The following is a 17,815-nucleotide window of genomic DNA, read 5'->3' on the forward strand; positions in this document are numbered from 1 at the left end:
CGTAGCTACCTGATCCGTGAGCCCGAGCTGATCAAACCATACGAGAAGTTTGATGAGCTGTTCAACGAATGGATACAACAGAGCAAAGCCATGCTGGATGCGCCGCCAGCGAAGAGCCAGGCCATGATCCCGCAGGATAGGGCCACAGCTAATGAGCGCTTTGACGCCATTCGCGGGGTGCTCGACAAGGCAGGTGAGGCGGCTAACGAGCACGCCCGCAGCCAGAAGGAAGCCGTTAAGGAGCGGATTGCCGGCTATCAGAAAATTGCCGTGTTGGTTATCGCTGTGGCCTTTTTGATCGCCCTGATGGTGGGCTTCTACGTGCCGTTAATGCTGACGCGCAACGTGCAAAACATGACCCGGCGCATCAAGGAAATTGCCGAAGGCGATGGCGACCTAACCCAACGCATAAACTCCCGCTCGCGTGATGAACTCGGGGATCTCGCCAGGGAGTTCGACGGTTTTGTCGAGCACCTGCGGGGGATTATCAGTGCCATACAGACGCAGTCGGTCACGCTGGGCGGCATGACTGGCCAGCTCAACACCGTCTCCGAGCAGGCTGGGCGGATCAGCGAAGGATTGGTCAGCTCGTCCGACTCCATGGTCAGCGCCGGTAACCAAATGAACGCCTCAAACCAGCAGATGGCGGATCTGGCCAAGGGCACGGCCGAGGAGGCTAATAACTCCAGCCGCCTGACTCATCAAGGAGCCAACGCGGTTAACCTGTCTAACCAGGCCATCGAGCGGCTGGTGGCTGATATCGAGCTGGCGCTTGAGCGCTCCGCCGATCTGGAGCAGAACTCGGCCGCTATCGTCGCGGTATTGGAGGTGATCCGCAAAATCGCCGAGCAAACCAACTTGCTAGCCCTGAATGCCGCCATCGAAGCCGCGCGAGCCGGTGAGCAAGGGCGCGGCTTTGCCGTGGTAGCCGACGAGGTACGCACCTTGGCCACGCGCACCCAAGAAAGCACCAGCGAAATCGACAAGATGATTGAGCGCCTCAAGCTCAGCGTGGCTGAGTCGGCCAGCGCCATTCGCAACAGCCGCAGCAACGCCGAGAGCACCGCCGCGCAAATTAGCCAGGTTACGAGCGTCTTTGACACACTGAGCACGTCCTTCGAGCGCGTGCAGGAGATGGCGACCCACACGGCACAGGCCACGGATGAGCAGGCCAAGACCTCGCACTACATCAGCGAGAACCTACTCGCGCTCAAGGACCAGACTGACGGCGTGCGCGGCATGTCGGAAGAAGTGCAGAGCCAGTCGAAGCAGATCTCGGCGCTCTATCAGGCGCTACGTCGTCAGGTGGAAAGCTTTAAGGTCTGAACTCAGCAGAAACACCGTGGCATCGGCCACAGTTGTCGAAACCACCTACAAAAAAGCGCGCCCGAAGGCGCGCTTTTTCTTACCCAACCGCAACGGTCAGCGCGGTTCGCTCATCAGACCTTTGACGATCGACACGCAGCCCACCAACAGCACGATGGTAAACGGCAAGCCGGTCGAAACGGCCATGGCTTGCAGGGCCACCAATCCGCCGCCAAGCAACAGGGCAATGGCGATTACACCTTCGATAATCACCCAGAACACCCGCTGCGGCACTGGCGCGTTGACCTTGCCGCCAGCCGTAATGGTGTCGATTACCAGCGAGCCGGAGTCCGACGAAGTGACGAAGAACACGATCACCAGCACGATGCCGACAAACGAGCTGATCGCTGACCACGGCAGCTCCGCCAACATGGCAAACAGCTTCAGCTCCAGCGCGGCATCCTGCACGCCGGTAAAGCCGTCACCCACCAGTTGGCCGATAGCCGTGCCACCAAACGCAGTCATCCACAGCACCGACACCAGCGACGGCACCAGCAATACGGCAATCAGGAACTCACGCACGGTGCGGCCACGGCTGACCCGCGCGATAAACATGCCCACGAACGGCGACCAGCTGATCCACCAGGCCCAGTAGAAGGCCGTCCAGCCTTGGCTAAAGTTGGCGTCTTCACGGCCAATTGGATTGGACAATGCCGGCAGGTATTGCAGGTATGCCCCGAGGTTGTCGAAGAAGCCGGTGAGGATGGCTAGCGTCGGGCCGGCGATGATCACAAACAGCAGCAACAGAATGGCCAGGCCCATGTTCAGCTCGGAGAGGCGCTTAACGCCTTTATCCAGGCCGGCCAGTACCGACAGCAGCGCAATCGCGGTAATACCGATGATCAGCAACACCTTGCTGGTATCGGTAGCGGCAATGCCGAACAACTGGTCTAAACCCGCCGCCGCTTGCTCAGCCCCCAGGCCGAGAGAGGTCGCCAGACCAAACAGGGTGGCGAACACGGCCAGAATATCGATGATATGCCCCGGCCAACCCCACACGCGCTCGCCGAGAATTGGGTAGAAAATCGAGCGAATCGACAGCGGCAGGCCTTTGTTAAACGAGAACAGCGCCAGGGCCAGCGCGACAATCGCGTAAATCGCCCAGGGATGCAGACCCCAGTGGAAAATCGTTGCGGCCATGCCCATGCGCGCGGCTGTAGCGGTGTCGCCGGCTGCCGCACCCAAAGGTGCCCAATCGGTACGTAAGCCATCCTCACCCACACTGACGCCACCCAGCGCCGCCGAGAAGTGCGACATGGGCTCAGCTACGCCATAGAACATCAAACCGATGCCCATGCCCGCTGCGAACAGCATGGAGAACCAGCCGGTGTAGGAATAATCAGGCGTGGCCTGCATACCGCCGATGCGCACCTTGCCCAGCGGCGAGACGATCAAGCCCAAGCAAAGCAGCACAAAGATGTTGGCCGAGCCGAGGAAGAACCACGCCAGGTTGCTGGTAAGCCAGCCACGCATGGCACTGAACAGCGGCTCTACCTGGTTTTGCAGGGCCAGGGTCAGCACCACAAATAGCACCACAGTGAGCGCGGAGATGGTGAAGACCTTGCCGTGGATATCCAGGGCAAATGAGAACTGCCCTTTGATGTTGTCCTGACCGATCACGTAGTCCGTGTCGATCAGATTGGCATCGCCGGTAGGAGCCGGGATACCTTCCAGAGTTGCCGCTTCTGGTTGCGGGGTCGTGTCAGACGAAGGTTTTTGACCCATGGGGGACTCCTTTGACGTGTGGCACGCTTTACGCGCACGAGGACGGGATTGCCCTACTCGTACAGCCGCCGAACCGGCAGCTGCGGGGTACAGGGTAACAGCCATAGCCCCTACGTGCAGGCGCAAAGCCAGTATTGGCGGCCTTTGCCGTTAAAAACGGGGCGTTTACGGCAGCTTTTCTCGTCTATTTGGTCAGTTTTTTGCTAGCTTAGCGCCCACGATGAGTGGCAATTAGCTATCGTTGCTAGGTGGCTTACAAAGGCGGCCTTACGAGACGTGATAATGAGAGTTCTGCTGATTTGTTTGCTGCTTGGCCTTGCCCCGCTAGCCGGCGCCGAGACCTTTACGGTCGGGGTTGAGTTGCAACCCTACATGCCCTATTCCAGTGTCGTGGAGGGGCATTACGTCGGCTACGGCCGTGACTTGCTCGACGCCTTTGCAGCCCAGCAAGGCCATGTTTTTGTCTATCAACCATTACCTGTGCGCCGCCTGCTGAATGACTTCCTCAACGGCCGGTTAGATTTCAAATACCCAGATAACCCACGCTGGAATGCCGATAAGAAGCAGGCTTATAAGGTGTATTTCAGCCAGGCAGCCGCGCCAGCCATTGATGGCGTGCTGGTTAAGCCGCAGTTTCTTGGCCAAGGCAAAGAGCGCCTGCGCCGCTTGGGCACCCAGCGCGGTTTTACCCCGTGGCCTTATTTGGATGACATCAAGGCGGGCAAGATTTTGCTGATTCAGGCCAACCAGATCGATTCACTGCTGGCCATGGCGCTGAATGATCGGGTCGACGGTGTTTACCTCAATCCACAAGTGGTTCAGCACCAGCTGTACAACAGTACAAAAACTGAATCGCTGGTATTCGATCCCAGCCTGGCCCATCAGGATGATTACTACTTCCTCTCAACCCTCAATCACCCGGAGGTGATTGAGCAGTTCGATGCCTTCCTGATCAATCAGGCCGAGCTGGTGCAAACACTTAAAGACCGCCACGGCATCAGCAACCCGCTAACTGGTCACTAAGGCTGCAGCGATACGTCTTTAACTACGACACCGCGGTTGCGGCTGCTTTGCTTGCTCAGCACCCGCGAGCGGCGCTTCTTCGCCCAGATCACCACGCCGGTCAGCGATAACATGGCCACAACCAACCCCAGCAGCGACACCAGAATGCGTCCCGGCATGCCGATGATGCGCCCGGAGTGCAGCGGGAACTGCGCCTGCATAAAGATATCCCCAGCGCTGCCTGTACCCGGGATCTGGTTACCCGCCATCGCGCCGGTTTGGCCATCCAGATACAACCAAGGATTACCCAGGCCACCGTCGCCATGGTCGTTTTCAGCGGTGTAGAAGCCCACACCGTACACATCGAATTCTGGTGAATAAAACACCCCGCCGGCAGGGTTCGCCAAGCCCAGGCGCGTAGCTTCGGCTGTTGCCAGGGTTACCGCTTCAGCACGGCTGATACCCGGTTGCTTCTGCTGATCAAGGCTCACCGGAGTACGGCTGGCGAAAGGGCTTGGGGTCAGCGGCGAGAACAACTCAACCAGCGGCCGGGTCACCTGCACATTGAGGTTCATCGATACCGAGGTCACCGCCAGGATCAGCAGCAAACCCCACACCCACACGCCGCCAGAGCGGTGCAGGTCGAAATTCAGTTTGTAGCCACCCTGTTTCCAGCGAAAGGCGAAGGATTTTCGCCAGGCACGCCAGCTCGGAAAAGACAGCCAAAGGGCGATAAAAGCGTCCAGCGTCCAGACGATAGCAACGATGCCAAACAGCAGAATGCCCAGCTCAATACCAAAACCATCAGGGATATGCAGGCTGTAGTGCAGTTTGTAGAGAAACGGCATGAGGTTTTCACGGCTCAACGAAACCGCGCCCCACATGCGTTTGCCCTGCTCCTCGCCGGTTACTGGGTCGAGGGCGATCTGGTTGAAGTCCAGCGTATAAGCCTTGCCGGTGGTCGGATCAATGCGCGGATTAACGGTGACACCGAAGGCGTGGCCAGGCTCGGTATACAGCGGCATAAAGCCGACTTGTAGGCGCGGGTCACGCGCTTCCAATTGTGCAGCCAAGGCTTCAGGCGTTTGCGCCGGCCCTTCACTGCGCGCCTCGAACAACTGCGGGTTAAGCCATTCATCCACCTCGTGATCCCAGGAGATCACTGCCCCAGTCAGGCCGGAAACGAAGAGGAACAGCGCGATAAACAGGCCGAACCAACGGTGTAAAAGTACCAGTGAGGTACGCATGGGCTATCTCGTCACGGTAAGTGGCAACCTGCCGGCAACCTGTGCGGCGCCGGCATGGCAGCTTTCTAGTATTTCCAGCTGACAGTCACGCTGGCGTTGCGCGGGGCACCGTAATAAGCCTGGGTCCAGTACAAGCTGGTCAGGTATTTCTCGTCGGTGAGGTTGTTGAGGTTGGCCGACACACTCCAGTTCGGATCGATGTCGTAGCTGGCCATAAGATCAACCACGGCGTAGGCCTTCTGTTCGGCATCGGCGCTGCCCAGACTGGTGTAACCGTCGTCGGCAGTCAGTGGTACGGCGATCTTGATATCGTCCTGCCAACGTATCGCAGCACCCACCTTGAGCTTATCCATCCCTGGGACGCGGTAAGTCGCTGCAGTCTTGATCATGTGCTTGGGCGAATAGGTCACCCCATGTGAGCCATCGGCATTGGTAATGTCGACGAAGGTGTAGCCGGCGCTTAGCTGCAGCCCGTCCAGCGGTTCGCCAGAGAATTCCAGTTCGTAGCCCTCGCTGGTCAGCCCATCGATGGCCCCGTAATAGGCTACGCCGCCGTTGGTGCCGGCCTGCTGAGCAAAGTTGTCTTGTTCGGTGCGAAACACGGCCAACGCAACATTAACCTTATCGTCGAACAGCTCGCCCTTGATCCCAGCCTCGTAGTTGACCCCTTCAACGGGGTCCAGACGCGAGCCGCTGATATTGGTCTTGGTCTGCGGATCGAAGATCTCGGTGTAGCTGGCATAGACCGAGTACTGCTCGTTGAGGTCGTAGACCACGCCGGCATAAGGTACGACCTTGCCGCTGTTCTGCGAGGACTTCGCCAAACCGTAGTTAGTGCCATCGCTCTTAACGTCGAGAACCCGAGCGCCGGTAATCAGGCTCAAACTGTCGGTCAGGCTCCAGCGCGCAGCACCATAGAGGCTCTTCATGCGATCAGTGAAGTCACTGCCGTTACTGCCGTTGTCGTTGAGCGGACTACCGATGTTGCCATTCCAATCTTCCATCGGCGGCAGCATCGTGCCGGTGGTCGAGTCATACCAAGAGCGATCCTCCAGCTCGGAGCGCGACCAACTGGCACCTAATGTCGCCTCGTGCTCTCGGCCGGCCAAGCTGAACGGGCCGCTGGCCTGCAAGTCGACAATTAGCTGAGTGTTCTTTTCCGTATACTCGGACGGGTAGGAATACAGACCAGCACCCGTTTCACGGTTAGGCGTGCCGTACATGTAGAACATCGAGCCATCGCTCTTCTTCTCCACACGTGTCAGCACACCCTTGGCCTGCCAGCCGTTGTCGAAGGTGTGCGCCAGTTCGGCGAAACTGCGATTCTCTTGGTTATCCCAGTAGGACCAGTCGGCGGCCGTGCTGGTGGAACGTGAATAGTCGGTATGGCTGCCGTCCTGATAGACCAGCGGCAATGCCCCCCACATCGCCCCGTTAGCATCGCTGGTCTGTAGGGTGTGACCGAGGGTGAACAGGGTGCGGTCGTCCAAATCGAACTCCAGCACTCCATGGAATATGTTCTTCTCGCGCGAATAGCGATCGAGGTAGGAATTCTTGTTTTCGTTGGCGTACACCACGCGACCGCGCACCGTTCCGGCGTCGTTAAGCGGGCCGGATACGTCGGTGTCGATGCGTCGTTTGTCCCATGAGCCTGCCGTCAGATCGACGCGAGCCTGCGTCGTAGCGGTCGGTCGTTTACGCACGAAATTGATGGTCGCCGATGGGTTACCGGTGCCAGAAATTAGGCCGTTGGCACCACGAATGACCTCAACACGTTCGTATATGGCGGTATCCAGGTCACCTTCGACGTTGCCATAGACGAAGGGCACGGAGATGCCGTCGTACTGGAAGTTGGTGATGTCGAAACCACGCGCCGTGTAGTAGGTACGGTCGGTTTCCACTTCCTGTACCTGGATACCTGGCGCAGCCTTCAGCGCATCATTCACGCTGGTCAGCTTGAAGTCCTCCAACTGCGCGCCAGTGATGGTTGAGACTGCCTGTGGTGTCTGTCGCGGGGTCAGGTCCAGCTTGGTCGCGGCGCTGCTACGAGGAGCCTTGTAGCTGTCTGACTGAGCATCGTCAGTGCTGCCAAATACCGTCTGGGCATCGAGTTGTACTGCTGTAGCGTCAGCAGCCAGGGCGTGGTTGAAACTGCAGGCAGCGGCGATAGCCACGGCCAAGTGGGTCTTTCTGGACAACACAAGGACTCTCCCCAATACGAATATCGAATGGCCTGCAGGGTCGTCCTTGCTTGCAGGAAGCGTTTAGCCGCATGCGTGCGGGTTATCCAGCACACAGATGCAAACGCTAATAATTATCCGTTAGATTTTCGCAGGATTTTTTGCCGCCAGTCAACGCAAATAAGCTTTGTTATCTTTTGAGATTAATTTCTATTAAACCGGACAAGAGATAGACCTTCACTGCCGCCAAATCACCGGCTGCTGAGTTTCTTGCAGCGCCCCTCCACCCAACGCGCACGGTTTTGCCGTCGCAGAACGCTGAGCACTTGCAGCGATACGTCACTGGCAAGCGTGAAGAGAGGCAGAAGACGGTTGAGGCCGCGGCGCATGGGCGAATCCCCCGGTGCGTTCTGACCGCCAGCAGCGGACACGCTTACGAGGCGTCGGCCTCAACCTCTTCGCAATAGATACGCAGGCCGCGCGCCTGGTAGTTGGCCAAGGCGCTGGGGTGATCGAGGCTGCAGGTATGCACCCAGACCTTTGTGGTGCCCGGCCAAGCCCAGGCGGACTGCAAGGCATGGGTCAGCAGCGGGCCACCGAAGCCTTGGCCAAAGAACGCCTGCACCAGGCCGAAATAGAGAATTTCCACCGCGCCCTCGGTATCGCGCAGCAATTCGTAATACCCCGCGATTGCGCCCTGATGATAGGCAACCCAGGTGCGGTGCCCCGGCTGCTCGATCAACTCGCGCCACTGCGCCCCGCTCCAGCTGAGTTTGTCCGTCCACTGCCAGGGTTCGCCGACCAGTTGGTAGAGAAAACGGTTGAGCTGAAATTGCTTGAGCTGGCATTCCACCACGCTCAAGTCAGCCGGCAACGCCTTGCCAAGAATCTGCTCGGGGTGCTGCATCGCCAGGTAATAGGTGATGGTGCTCATAGGGCCCTGCTTGTCGGTCAGTTGAACGAAGTCGGCCGTGCAACCTACTCGTTCCTGCAAACGAACAAAACCCCCACCGGCTGAGCCAAATGGGGGTTCTCCTCTACAACAGCCAAGGCTTGTGGCCTTGGGAGCGGACGTCGATTAACCGTCGTCTTGGCCAGTCGCCGAAGCGGCTGGGGAGCTTAGCTCACAACTCCAAAGTTCCAACGCCGGCTGGGTCGCTTGTGGCGGGCCGAGCCATTCACTCATGGAGTGACAACGCTGGTTGAAACACAGTTGGTAATCCCCTGCCTCGGGGGTTCGCCCCAATCGCAGTGGCTGCAAGGGTGGTAGCTGACGCTGGTAATGCCAGCTGCCCTCGCGTAGTTCGGCGCCGTCTGGAATTTCCATACCGGCTCCGGAACCCTTGACCCGCGCTTCGCCCAGCAACAACCCCTCGGGCGTAACGCGGTAATCCTCTTCCCAGCGAATCTTCTCGATGGTGTGCTTCCACGCCAGGGTAAAAGCGGGCGTGGGCACCTCTGCCCATATCGCGCCAGCCAAACCCAGACACAGGCCGATCATGCAGTGGCCACCTGAGCCTGGCGTGCCCGCCAAACATGCTGGGCAATAAACACAGCAGCCAAGGCGAAGCCAATCTCATCACTCATTGGCGTGGCCATAATCAAGCTCGCGCCCGCCGCAAAGCCCAGCGCACGCTCCCACCACGGCATTTTGATCTGCAGGAAGCCAGTGAACACTGCGCCCCAGATGCCGATCGCTACCACCGCCTTGAACACCACATAGAAGGTGGCCCACAGGCTATCGCTTTGCAGCATCAGCGCCGGCTCGTACACCGCCATAAACGGCACGATAAACCCGGCCACCGCAATGCGGATGGCCCACAGGCTGATCTTCAAGCCGGTTTCCTTAGCAATCGGTGCAGCTGCGAAACAGGCCAGCGCTACGGGCGGGGTGAGGTCGGCCATGATGCCGAAATAGAACACGAACATGTGCGAGACGATCAGCGGCACGCCCAGGTCCAGCAAGGCTGGCGCAGCAATCGAGCTGGTGATGATGTAGTTGGGAATGGTCGGGATGCCCATGCCCAGTACCAGACAGGTGAGCATGGTCAGCAGCAACGAGAGGAACAAGTTGTCCTGGCCGATGGCCAGGATGTAACCGGCAAACGTCGAGGCCACACCGGTCAACGACACCACGCCGATGATCACCCCGACCAAGGCGCAAGCAATACCCACCGGCACCGCATGGCGCGCACCTTCAACCAGGGCGTGCAGGCAGATGGTCAGCGTGTCGCGGCCACCTTTAACAAACCAGCAGATCGCCACCAACAACGCCACCACACCGAACACCACACCGATGCCCAGCTGGAAGAACCCCGCACAGAGCACGCCCAGAGCAATCCAGAAGGCGAAGCGCATGACCTTGGACGACACCCGCAGGATGATAGCCGAGCCGAGAATCACAATGGCGGTCATGGCCAAACCGATCATCCCGGAGAACAGCGGCGTGCGCCCAGAGAACAGCAGGTAGATCAGGATGAACAGTGGAATCAGCAGATACCAACGCTCTTTCACGGCCTTCCACGGGTTCGGGCATTCATCCTTCGGCAAGCCGCGCAGGTTGGCGCGTTTGGCCTCCAGGTGAACCATCCAGAACACCGAGCCGAAGTACAGCAAAGCCGGCACCAGCGCGGCTTTGGCCACTTCAAAGAAGGGCACGTTGATCGTCTCGGCCATGATGAACGCCACCGCGCCCATGATCGGCGGCATGATCTGGCTGCCCATCGACGAGGTTGCTTCAACGCCACCGGCAAACGCCGATTTGTAGCCGAAGCGCTTCATCAGCGGGATGGTGAACTGGCCAGTGGTGACCACGTTGGCCACGCCCGAACCGGTGATGGTGCCCATCAGTGCCGACGACACCACCGAGACCTTGGCCGGACCACCGAGCTTGTGGCCGAACAGGCCCATGGCGAAATCGGTGAACAGCTTGATCATCCCGGCCTGTTCGAGAAACGCGCCAAACAGGATAAACAGGAAGATGTAAGTGGCCGAAACGTAGGTCGGCGTGCCGTACAGGCCTTCGGTGCCAAAGGCCAGTTGGTTGACGATCTGGTCGATGGCATAACCACGGTGCATCAACTCGCCCGGCAAGTACTGGCCAAGCAGTCCATAAGCCAGAAACAGTGCGCAGATCAGCGGCAGAGCGATGCCCATAACCCGGCGCGCGGCCTCAAATACCAGCACGATCAGCACCAGGCCAATCACCATGTCGCTCTGGGTCAGATCACCGGAACGCTGAATCAGATCCGCCTCGAAATACCACTGGTAGAACGCCGTGGCCATACCAGCCAGGCCAAATAGCCAAGCCAACGGCTGCCAAGGCTTGCCCTTGCCGTAGGCGGGAAAACTGAGAAACACCACCAGCAGCAGAAAACCCACGTGTACCGCCCGCAGAATCTGGCTGGATACCGGGTGAAAGGCGGCGGTAGTGATCTGGAAAATGGAAAACAGCAGCGCGACATAAAACAGCGCTTTCGGCCACTCACTGGGGCTGCCAGCAAGACCTTGGTTTTGGTCACTCATGGAGCGGATACCCTCATTACAACTTCGCTAGCACGAGAGTCGCCAACAAAACCTACCGTAGCGCGCACGCCGGTTTTATTCGCAACTCTACCTACAGGATGGCGCATCGGCGCTGGATAAGATGGGTTAGCCGCGTAACGGCGTAACCCATCAGACAGAGGAAGGTGTACACCTTCCACGCTGGGCCGCCTGGGTATCATGTGCTCGCATTACCCTACGCGGCCAAGCTTACAGCGGCCTTACAGCGCGCCGACTTCTTTGTAATAACGCTCAGCACCTGGGTGCAGCGGGATCGGCAGGTTTTTCGCTGCATTTTCCAGCTTGATGTCCTTGGCGGCGGAATGGGCATTACCCAAGCGATCCAGGTTTTCGAACATCAGTTTGGTCATCTGGTAGGCCACTTCTTCCGGCACGCCGTCATGGCTCACCAGAATGTTGGTGATGGCCACGGTTGGCACATCGGCATCCTGGCCATCGTACGTACCCGCTGGAATCACCGCTGGCTGGTAGGCCGCGTTGCCGATCTTGGTAGTCACGTCGCTCGGTACCGAGACGAAGGTGATTGGCAGGGTCGCGGCGAGGTCACGAATGGCCGCCATACCCAGACCAGAAGACTGCAGGGTGGCGTCCAGCTGACGGTTTTTGATCAGCTCAACCGACTCGGCGTACGGCAGGAACTCGACCTTGGCCATGTCGTCATAGCTCAGGCCAGCAGCCTTGAAGATCGCGCGAGCGTTGAGCTCAGTACCTGACTTCGGTGCGCCCACGGAAATGGTCTTGCCCTTGAGGTCAGCCAGGGTTTTGATCCCGGACTCCTTGCTGGCCACGATCTGGATGTAGTTCGGGTAAGTCCCGGCAATCGCCCGCAGTTTGGTCAGCGGCGCTTTGAAGCCGGCCTCTTCCACGCCATTCCAGGCATCCGCCACGGAATCACCCAGCGCCAGGGCCAGTTCACCACGACCGGCTTGCAGCAGGTTGAGGTTTTCTACCGAGGCTTTGGTTGCCTGTACCGAAGTCTTCGAGCCTTCAATACCGTTGCTATACAGCTGCGACAGGCCCACACCAATCGGGTAGTACACGCCACTGGTGCCACCGGTGAGGATGTTGATAAAGGTCGGCGCAGCCAGGGCTGCGGTGCTGGCGGTAAAAGCTGCGGCAGCAGCAAATAGGCTGAAACGTTTAGTCATTCGCATGGAAGAAACTCCGTCGTTGTTATGGCTTTATGCAGAGGTTTTCACTGTAGACGCTATACGGCACTAAGGCCGTGCAAAGCCTGGATCAGCTGAATGGGGGAAAGAGGCAACGCCTGCACACGGCCGCAGCCGAGCGCACAAGAGAGCAGGTGTTGATGCCGGGCACGCGGGACGCGCAGATAATGCTTGGCAGCTCATAGGGTTAACCTCTTGCCTTTCTTATGTATGCCAACGCAATCAAGTGCGTGGCTGACAAGAGCTATAGCAGATGCCGTGCCAGAGCTGAAAGTGGCGTTCTAGAGCGGTTACAGCAACTATACAAGGGCACATTGAGCGGAATTCCGCCAGCACCAGAACAGCAATAGGCGGAAAACCGCTGATCCCATAGCAAATAGTCCGGCGCAGACTTCTCGGGGCTTGCAGGGCTTTTCTGCCAGATGATCACCCTACTTGGCCATTTCCACGGTTGATAGCCAACAACCACGCTCAAATCATTAGGATCGCTACACGCAGCCCCTTTGCCCATCACCAAACACGCGCCTGCCAATACCTGAACAGTCGGTGTGATTCGACAAGGAAATAACGCCATGCCCAGGTTTGGCCTGTTAAATCTAAGCCGCCTATTCGCACTTTGTGTCCTACTGGTTGGCTGCTCGGCTGATGACGGCCCGCAGCTGATCCTGCACGGCGGCAGCGTGCTCACCGTCAACCCGCAGGATGACGTCGCCGAAGCACTTGCCATGCGTGACGGTGTGATTCAGGCCGTTGGCAGCAACGCGGCGATACTCGCCCTGCAAACTGCCCGTACCAAGGTCATCGACCTCCAAGGCAGCAGCGTGTTGCCAGGCTTTATCGCCGCCCACGAGCACCCGACCCTTAGCGCGGTATTCAACGGTGCAGCGGACCTCTCCGGCTTTACCCACACACGCAACGCCGAGGTTTGGGCAGCCCTGAAGCAAGCGGTGGCCAACGCCGAGAAAGGTGACTGGGTATATGCCGGCGGGATCGACCCGATTCTCACCCCGGACCTGAACATCCCCATGCGCCAGGCGCTGGACCAAATCGCCCCGGACAACCCAGTGCTGCTGGTATCGCAAACCCTGCACTCATTCTGGGCCAATTCCCGCGCCTTTGCCGAAGCCGGCATCGACAAAAACACTCCCGATCCCGGCGATGGTGCTTACTACCAGCGCGACAGCCAAGGCGAATTGACCGGGTTTATTGCCGAAAGCCGCGCGGCGCAACCGTTCCTGAAAGACCTCAAATCACCCTGGAAGCTGTTCAGTCGCTATGAGGCCGTGCTCAACAACCTCGTCGCCAACGGCTTCACCTCGGTGGCCTCGCTGGGCTTCAACGTGCCGCCGTTGATGGCGCGCTTTGTCTCCTCGGATAACCTGCAGCCGCGCATCCGTCAGTTCTTCTACCTGGTTGAGGACGAACTGAAATACCTGCCCGATCATCCCGATAATGACGACCCTTACTTCCGCATCCTCGGCGTCAAGCTCTGGCACGACGGCTCGCCCTACACCGGCAGCATGTTTACCAGCGCACCCTACCTCGCCAGCCCACTGAGTGGCAGCCTGGGGATTAGCCCCGGCAGTTATGGCGAGGCGATGTTCAGCCAGGCCGAGATGCAGGCGAAAATCCAGCGCTACACCGCCGATGGCTGGCAGGTTGCGATCCACAGCCAGGGCGATGCCTCGGCACGCGCCGTGACCCAGGCGATCAAGCTTGCTGGGCCAATCTCCGGGCCATTGCCGGTGCTGCGATTGGAACATGGCGTAGAGCTGCCAATCGACAGGCTGCCGGTACTGGCCAAGATGGGCGTGACGGTGTCGTTCCACATCAACCACATTCTGTATTACGGCGACGCCCTAGAGGATTCGATCATCGGCGCACGCATGGCGCAGCAGATATTGCCGGTGCGCAGCGCCTTCGAGCAGGGCATGCGCCCGACCCTGCATGCTGACAGCCCGATGTTCCCGGCCAGCCCGTTCAGCCTGATGCAAACCGCGATCACCCGCGCCACCAGCTCCGGGCGCACCCTCAACGCGGCTGAAGCCATCGATATTCACCAAGCGCTGCGGGCCATGACCATCAACGGCGCCTATCAACTGCGCATCGAAGCACAGGCCGGCAGCCTGGAGCCCGGTAAATGGGCTGACCTGCTGATTGTCGATAAAAACCCCTACCAAGTCGCGCCAACTGACCTACAGCGCATACAGGTGCGCGCGGTGTACCTAGCTGGGCAACGCAAATACGCCGCCGACGCGCTGTAGGGCTTACTCTTCGTCGCTGCTGCCGGCGGGTCGGTAGCTGCTGCGCAGCAAACCGTGGCGCTGCATTTTCTCGTTGAGGGTACGGCGTGGCAGCTGCAGCAGCGCCATCACCTCGGCGATATTGCCCTGACAATGTTGCAGCGCGCGGTGCAGGCATTGCGCCTCGAAGGCTTCCATCTGCTCGGCCAGCGACTGCACCGGCCCGCCATCCGCCTGCTCGGCCCCGCCACTGAGGCCCAAAGCATGCCGCTCAGCGGCGTTGATCAGCTCGCGCACGTTGCCCGGCCAGTCATGCGCCAGCAAACGCGTCAGCTCAGCCGGGGCCAGGCTCGGGGCTTCGCGGCCATGGCGTAGCGCGGCCTGATTGGCGAAGTGTTCAAACAACAACGGAATGTCTTCACGGCGCTCGCGCAACGGCGGAATGCGCAAGGTGGCGACGTTCAGGCGGTAATACAAATCCTCACGGAAGCGCCCGGCCTTGACCTCATCGAGCAGGTCCGGCTTAACCGCGCTGATCACCCGCAAGTCGACCCGAATACTGCGGTTGGAGCCAAGGCGCTCCAGGGTTTTCTCCTGCAGCACGCGCAGCAATTTGACTTGCTGGGCCAGCGGCAGGCTTTCCACTTCATCAAGAAACAACGTGCCACCGTCGGCATGTTCGATGCGCCCGATGCGCTTGCTTTGCGCGCCGGTAAACGCGCCGCTTTCATGGCCGAACAGCTCGCTTTCAAACAGGTGCTCGGGGATTGCCGCGCAGTTAAGCGCGACAAACGGCTTGCCGGCGCGATTGCTGAAGTCGTGTAGGCTGCGCGCCACCCGCTCCTTGCCGCTGCCGGTGTCGCCACGCAGGAGGATATTCACCGAGGTGCCGGCCAGTTCGAGGATCTGCCGGCGCAGGGTTTCCATCGGCCGCGAGACGCCGAGCAGCTGCGCTTCGATATGGTCCTTGAGGGCGAACTGCTGGCGCAGCTGGCGGTTCTCACAGACCAGGCGGCGCTTGTCCAGGGCGCGGCGCACGCTGTCGAGCAGACGTTCGGGGGTGAAGGGCTTCTCGATAAAGTCGTAAGCGCCCTGGCGCAGCGCCTGCACTGCCATCGGCACGTCGCCATGCCCGGTAATCAGAATCACCGGCAGGTCGCGGTCGCGCTCCAGCACGCTGTCGAGCAGCTGCAGGCCATCGGTGCCGGGCATGCGTACATCGCTAACCAGAATGCCGGCAAAGTCGCGATCAATCAGCGCCAACGCGTCCTGCGCATTGGCGCAGCTGTGCACGCTGAAGCCAGACAGCTCCAGCCACTGCTGCAGCGCCTCGCGGATCGCCGCTTCATCGTCAACGACTATCACTTGCCCGGTCATATCACCTCCTGATCAATCGGCGGTAGGGTGGGTTAGCCGCCCGGCACGGTTGCCTGGCCTACACCATGCCTAGGGGCGGCGTAACCCACCAAGCCCCCTCTGTATTAAAACTGATGGGTTACGCAGCGCTCGAAAACCTCGTTGCGGTTACCTGTTCTGTCTGCGCCGCTAACCCATCCTACGGGATGTCACGCATTTGGCGCTGCCGGCAGACGCAGGGTAAACACCGCGCCCTGCTCGGCGTTGGCCGCCTCCAGGCTGCCGCCCAACTCACGCACAATGCCGTAGGACACCGCCAAGCCCAGGCCCAAACCGCTACCCACCGGTTTGGTGGTGAAGAACGGCTCGAACACATGGCCCAGCACTTCGGCGGCAATCCCGCCGCCGCTGTCGGTGATGCTCAGCAGGCATTGCTCGGCCTGCCGCTCAATACGGATATGCAACTGCCGCGACTCAGCAGATGCCATCGCATCCAAGGCGTTGTTGAGCAGATTGAGCAGCACCTGCTCAAGACGAATGGCATCGCCGAGCACCCGCGCACTGCTGTCGATCTCCGTGTGCAGCTGCACCTGTTCACTGCGCAGGCGCGGCGCCAGCAGTTGCAAGGCCTGCTCCAGTACATCACTCAGGCGTAGGCGTTCACTGAGGCCAGCCGGGCTCTTGCGGGCAAAGGTTTTCAGGTGGCCAGTGAGCCCGGCGATGCGCTGCAACAAGCCATCGATGCGCTGCAAGCCCTCGCGCACATCATCCTGACGGCCGCTGTCGAGCAACAGCCGCAGGCTGCCCAGTTGCATCTGCATGGCGGTCAACGGCTGGTTGATTTCATGGGCCATGGCGGCGGACATCTGCCCCAGTGCGGCCATCTTCGCCGCGTGCACCAGGCCGTCCTGGGCCTCGCGTAATTCGCCGGTACGCAGCGCCACTTCCCGCTCCAGGCGCTCGCGAATGCCCACTTGCAGGCGCTGATTCTTGCGCCGTTGGGCCAGGTAAAGCAGCAAGAACGCCAGGGTCATCCACACCCCGGCGGCGGCCAGGCGGTAGCTGCGCACGCTATCGACCAGGGTTTTCGGCTCGTGTAGCAGGTGCAGGGTCCAACCTTCGTCGTCGAGCTGCTGGCGCTGCCAGAGGTAATCGCGCAAGCCATCGGGGCCGTCTACCCGACGCCACTGGCTGTCGCTATCAATCTGCCGACGCAGGGTGCTGGGTAGCGGTTTCAGTGTCTGCTCGGCGTACTTGCGCACCTCCACCAATTCGGTTCGGGCCTGTTCGCCCAACTCAGCCAATGCGCGAAAACGCCAGACCGGACGATTGCTGAGAATCACCACCGAATAGCTGTCGGCCACCAGCAATATCCCTGGCTGGCTGGCCCACTCACGCTGCAATTCTTCCAGCTCCAGCTTGACCACCAGCACACCGATGACCGTGCCGTTGTCATCACGCACCGCATGGGAAAGGAAATAACCGGGGATGCCGGTGGTTACGCCCACCGCGAAATAACGCCCGGAGGACTGGCGCACGGCATCCTGAAAATACGGGCGGAAGGCGTAGTTGTTGCCGACAAAGCTGCTCCAGTCACGCCAGTTGCTCGCCACCAGCGTTTCGCCCTTGGCATCGAGCAGATAGAGCACGTTGGAACCGGCGGCGCTGTTGAGCTGTTCCAGCCGCTCATTGAGCTTGCTGCGCAGCAGACGGTCATCGGGCGCACGCAGCAGCGATTTGATATCGCTGTCCAGCGCCAGCACTTCGGGCACAGAGCGAAAGCGCTCGACCAGGGTATGGATGGACTGCGCATACAGCTGCAACTGGCCACGGGCCTCAATACTGCGATCCTGCCAGGCGCGCTGCTCGGCATAACGCCCGGCCAGCCAGATGCTCAGCAACAGGCCGAGCAGGATCAGCAGGACGATCAGGACAACGCGATAACGCAGCAAAAAGGCAGGCAT

11 protein-coding genes and 2 pseudogenes are annotated in these 17,815 nt (G+C 59.8%); 4 read left to right on the top strand and 9 right to left on the bottom strand.

Annotated elements, in window-relative coordinates; genetic code table 11:
• Positions 1-330: 330 nt before the first annotated feature.
• Positions 331-468: pseudogene (locus tag VCA57_RS03250) on the top strand (HAMP domain-containing protein); the annotation flags it as partial.
• A gap of 348 nt (positions 469-816) precedes the next feature.
• Positions 817-1,326: pseudogene (locus tag VCA57_RS03255) on the top strand (methyl-accepting chemotaxis protein); the annotation flags it as partial.
• A gap of 96 nt (positions 1,327-1,422) precedes the next feature.
• Here the strand turns inward: VCA57_RS03255 and VCA57_RS03260 are convergent.
• A complete protein-coding gene (locus VCA57_RS03260; protein WP_411183524.1) occupies positions 1,423-3,090 on the bottom strand; it encodes a BCCT family transporter in 1,668 nt (555 codons plus the stop codon).
• 282 nt (positions 3,091-3,372) lie between these two features.
• On the opposite strand from VCA57_RS03260, the gene VCA57_RS03265 reads away from it, so the two are divergent.
• The gene (locus VCA57_RS03265) at positions 3,373-4,113 is read left to right on the top strand and encodes a substrate-binding periplasmic protein (RefSeq protein ID WP_411183525.1); all 741 of its coding nucleotides are present in this window, start codon (positions 3,373-3,375) and stop codon (positions 4,111-4,113) included.
• Here VCA57_RS03265 and VCA57_RS03270 read toward each other — a convergent pair.
• The 6 genes from VCA57_RS03270 to VCA57_RS03295 all read right to left on the bottom strand — a co-directional run bounded on the left by VCA57_RS03270 (position 4,110) and on the right by VCA57_RS03295 (position 12,237).
• Positions 4,110-5,339 carry a PepSY-associated TM helix domain-containing protein gene (locus VCA57_RS03270; RefSeq protein ID WP_411183526.1) on the bottom strand — a complete coding sequence of 410 codons (1,230 nt, stop codon included), beginning with the start codon at positions 5,337-5,339 and terminating at the stop codon, positions 4,110-4,112. The two genes, VCA57_RS03265 and VCA57_RS03270, sit on opposite strands and share 4 nt — an antisense overlap.
• Before the next feature lie 65 nt (positions 5,340-5,404).
• The gene (locus VCA57_RS03275) at positions 5,405-7,540 is read right to left on the bottom strand and encodes a TonB-dependent siderophore receptor (protein WP_411183527.1); all 2,136 of its coding nucleotides are present in this window, start codon (positions 7,538-7,540) and stop codon (positions 5,405-5,407) included.
• A 412-nt stretch (positions 7,541-7,952) separates the two neighbouring features.
• Complete coding sequence (locus tag VCA57_RS03280) at positions 7,953-8,453, bottom strand: GNAT family N-acetyltransferase (protein WP_411183528.1); 501 nt, start codon at positions 8,451-8,453, stop codon at positions 7,953-7,955.
• A gap of 144 nt (positions 8,454-8,597) precedes the next feature.
• Positions 8,598-9,020: a DUF1850 domain-containing protein gene (locus VCA57_RS03285; protein ID WP_411183529.1), complete on the bottom strand. Its 423-nt coding sequence runs from the start codon at positions 9,018-9,020 to the stop codon at positions 8,598-8,600.
• Positions 9,017-11,044 carry a TRAP transporter permease gene (locus VCA57_RS03290; RefSeq protein ID WP_411183530.1) on the bottom strand — a complete coding sequence of 676 codons (2,028 nt, stop codon included), beginning with the start codon at positions 11,042-11,044 and terminating at the stop codon, positions 9,017-9,019. Before VCA57_RS03290 ends, VCA57_RS03285 begins: the two co-directional genes overlap by 4 nt.
• Positions 11,045-11,283: 239 nt before the next feature.
• Positions 11,284-12,237 (bottom strand): TAXI family TRAP transporter solute-binding subunit, encoded by a 954-nt coding sequence (locus VCA57_RS03295; protein ID WP_411183531.1) that lies wholly within the window; start codon positions 12,235-12,237, stop codon positions 11,284-11,286.
• A 587-nt stretch (positions 12,238-12,824) separates the two neighbouring features.
• On the opposite strand from VCA57_RS03295, the gene VCA57_RS03300 reads away from it, so the two are divergent.
• A complete protein-coding gene (locus VCA57_RS03300; protein WP_411183532.1) occupies positions 12,825-14,516 on the top strand; it encodes an amidohydrolase in 1,692 nt (563 codons plus the stop codon).
• A 3-nt stretch (positions 14,517-14,519) separates the two neighbouring features.
• On the opposite strand, the gene VCA57_RS03305 is transcribed toward VCA57_RS03300, so the two are convergent.
• Together VCA57_RS03305 and VCA57_RS03310 are read right to left on the bottom strand one after the other, a co-directional pair.
• Positions 14,520-15,872, bottom strand: coding sequence for a sigma-54-dependent transcriptional regulator (locus VCA57_RS03305; RefSeq protein ID WP_411183533.1), 1,353 nt, complete (start codon positions 15,870-15,872; stop codon positions 14,520-14,522).
• Between the two features lie 188 nt (positions 15,873-16,060).
• Positions 16,061-17,815 (bottom strand): ATP-binding protein, encoded by a 1,755-nt coding sequence (locus tag VCA57_RS03310; RefSeq protein ID WP_411183534.1) that lies wholly within the window; start codon positions 17,813-17,815, stop codon positions 16,061-16,063.

The sequence above is a fragment of the Pseudomonas sp. genome, from assembly GCF_046581935.1.
In the GTDB taxonomy this organism is placed as follows: Bacteria; Pseudomonadota; Gammaproteobacteria; order Pseudomonadales; family Pseudomonadaceae; genus Aquipseudomonas.

What these genes read in the sequence shown, in the direction of transcription:
- VCA57_RS03290 (WP_411183530.1), bottom strand. Translation starts at nt 11,044, where the DNA reads ATGAGTGACCAAAACCAAGGTCTTGCTGGCAGCCCCAGTGAGTGGCCG.
- VCA57_RS03265 (WP_411183525.1), top strand. Translation starts at nt 3,373, where the DNA reads ATGAGAGTTCTGCTGATTTGTTTGCTGCTTGGCCTTGCCCCGCTAGCC.
- VCA57_RS03295 (WP_411183531.1), bottom strand. Translation starts at nt 12,237, where the DNA reads ATGCGAATGACTAAACGTTTCAGCCTATTTGCTGCTGCCGCAGCTTTT.
- VCA57_RS03260 (WP_411183524.1), bottom strand. Translation starts at nt 3,090, where the DNA reads ATGGGTCAAAAACCTTCGTCTGACACGACCCCGCAACCAGAAGCGGCA.
- VCA57_RS03280 (WP_411183528.1), bottom strand. Translation starts at nt 8,453, where the DNA reads ATGAGCACCATCACCTATTACCTGGCGATGCAGCACCCCGAGCAGATT.
- VCA57_RS03310 (WP_411183534.1), bottom strand. Translation starts at nt 17,815, where the DNA reads ATGCCTGCCTTTTTGCTGCGTTATCGCGTTGTCCTGATCGTCCTGCTG.
- VCA57_RS03305 (WP_411183533.1), bottom strand. Translation starts at nt 15,872, where the DNA reads ATGACCGGGCAAGTGATAGTCGTTGACGATGAAGCGGCGATCCGCGAG.
- VCA57_RS03300 (WP_411183532.1), top strand. Translation starts at nt 12,825, where the DNA reads ATGCCCAGGTTTGGCCTGTTAAATCTAAGCCGCCTATTCGCACTTTGT.
- VCA57_RS03285 (WP_411183529.1), bottom strand. Translation starts at nt 9,020, where the DNA reads ATGATCGGCCTGTGTCTGGGTTTGGCTGGCGCGATATGGGCAGAGGTG.
- VCA57_RS03270 (WP_411183526.1), bottom strand. Translation starts at nt 5,339, where the DNA reads ATGCGTACCTCACTGGTACTTTTACACCGTTGGTTCGGCCTGTTTATC.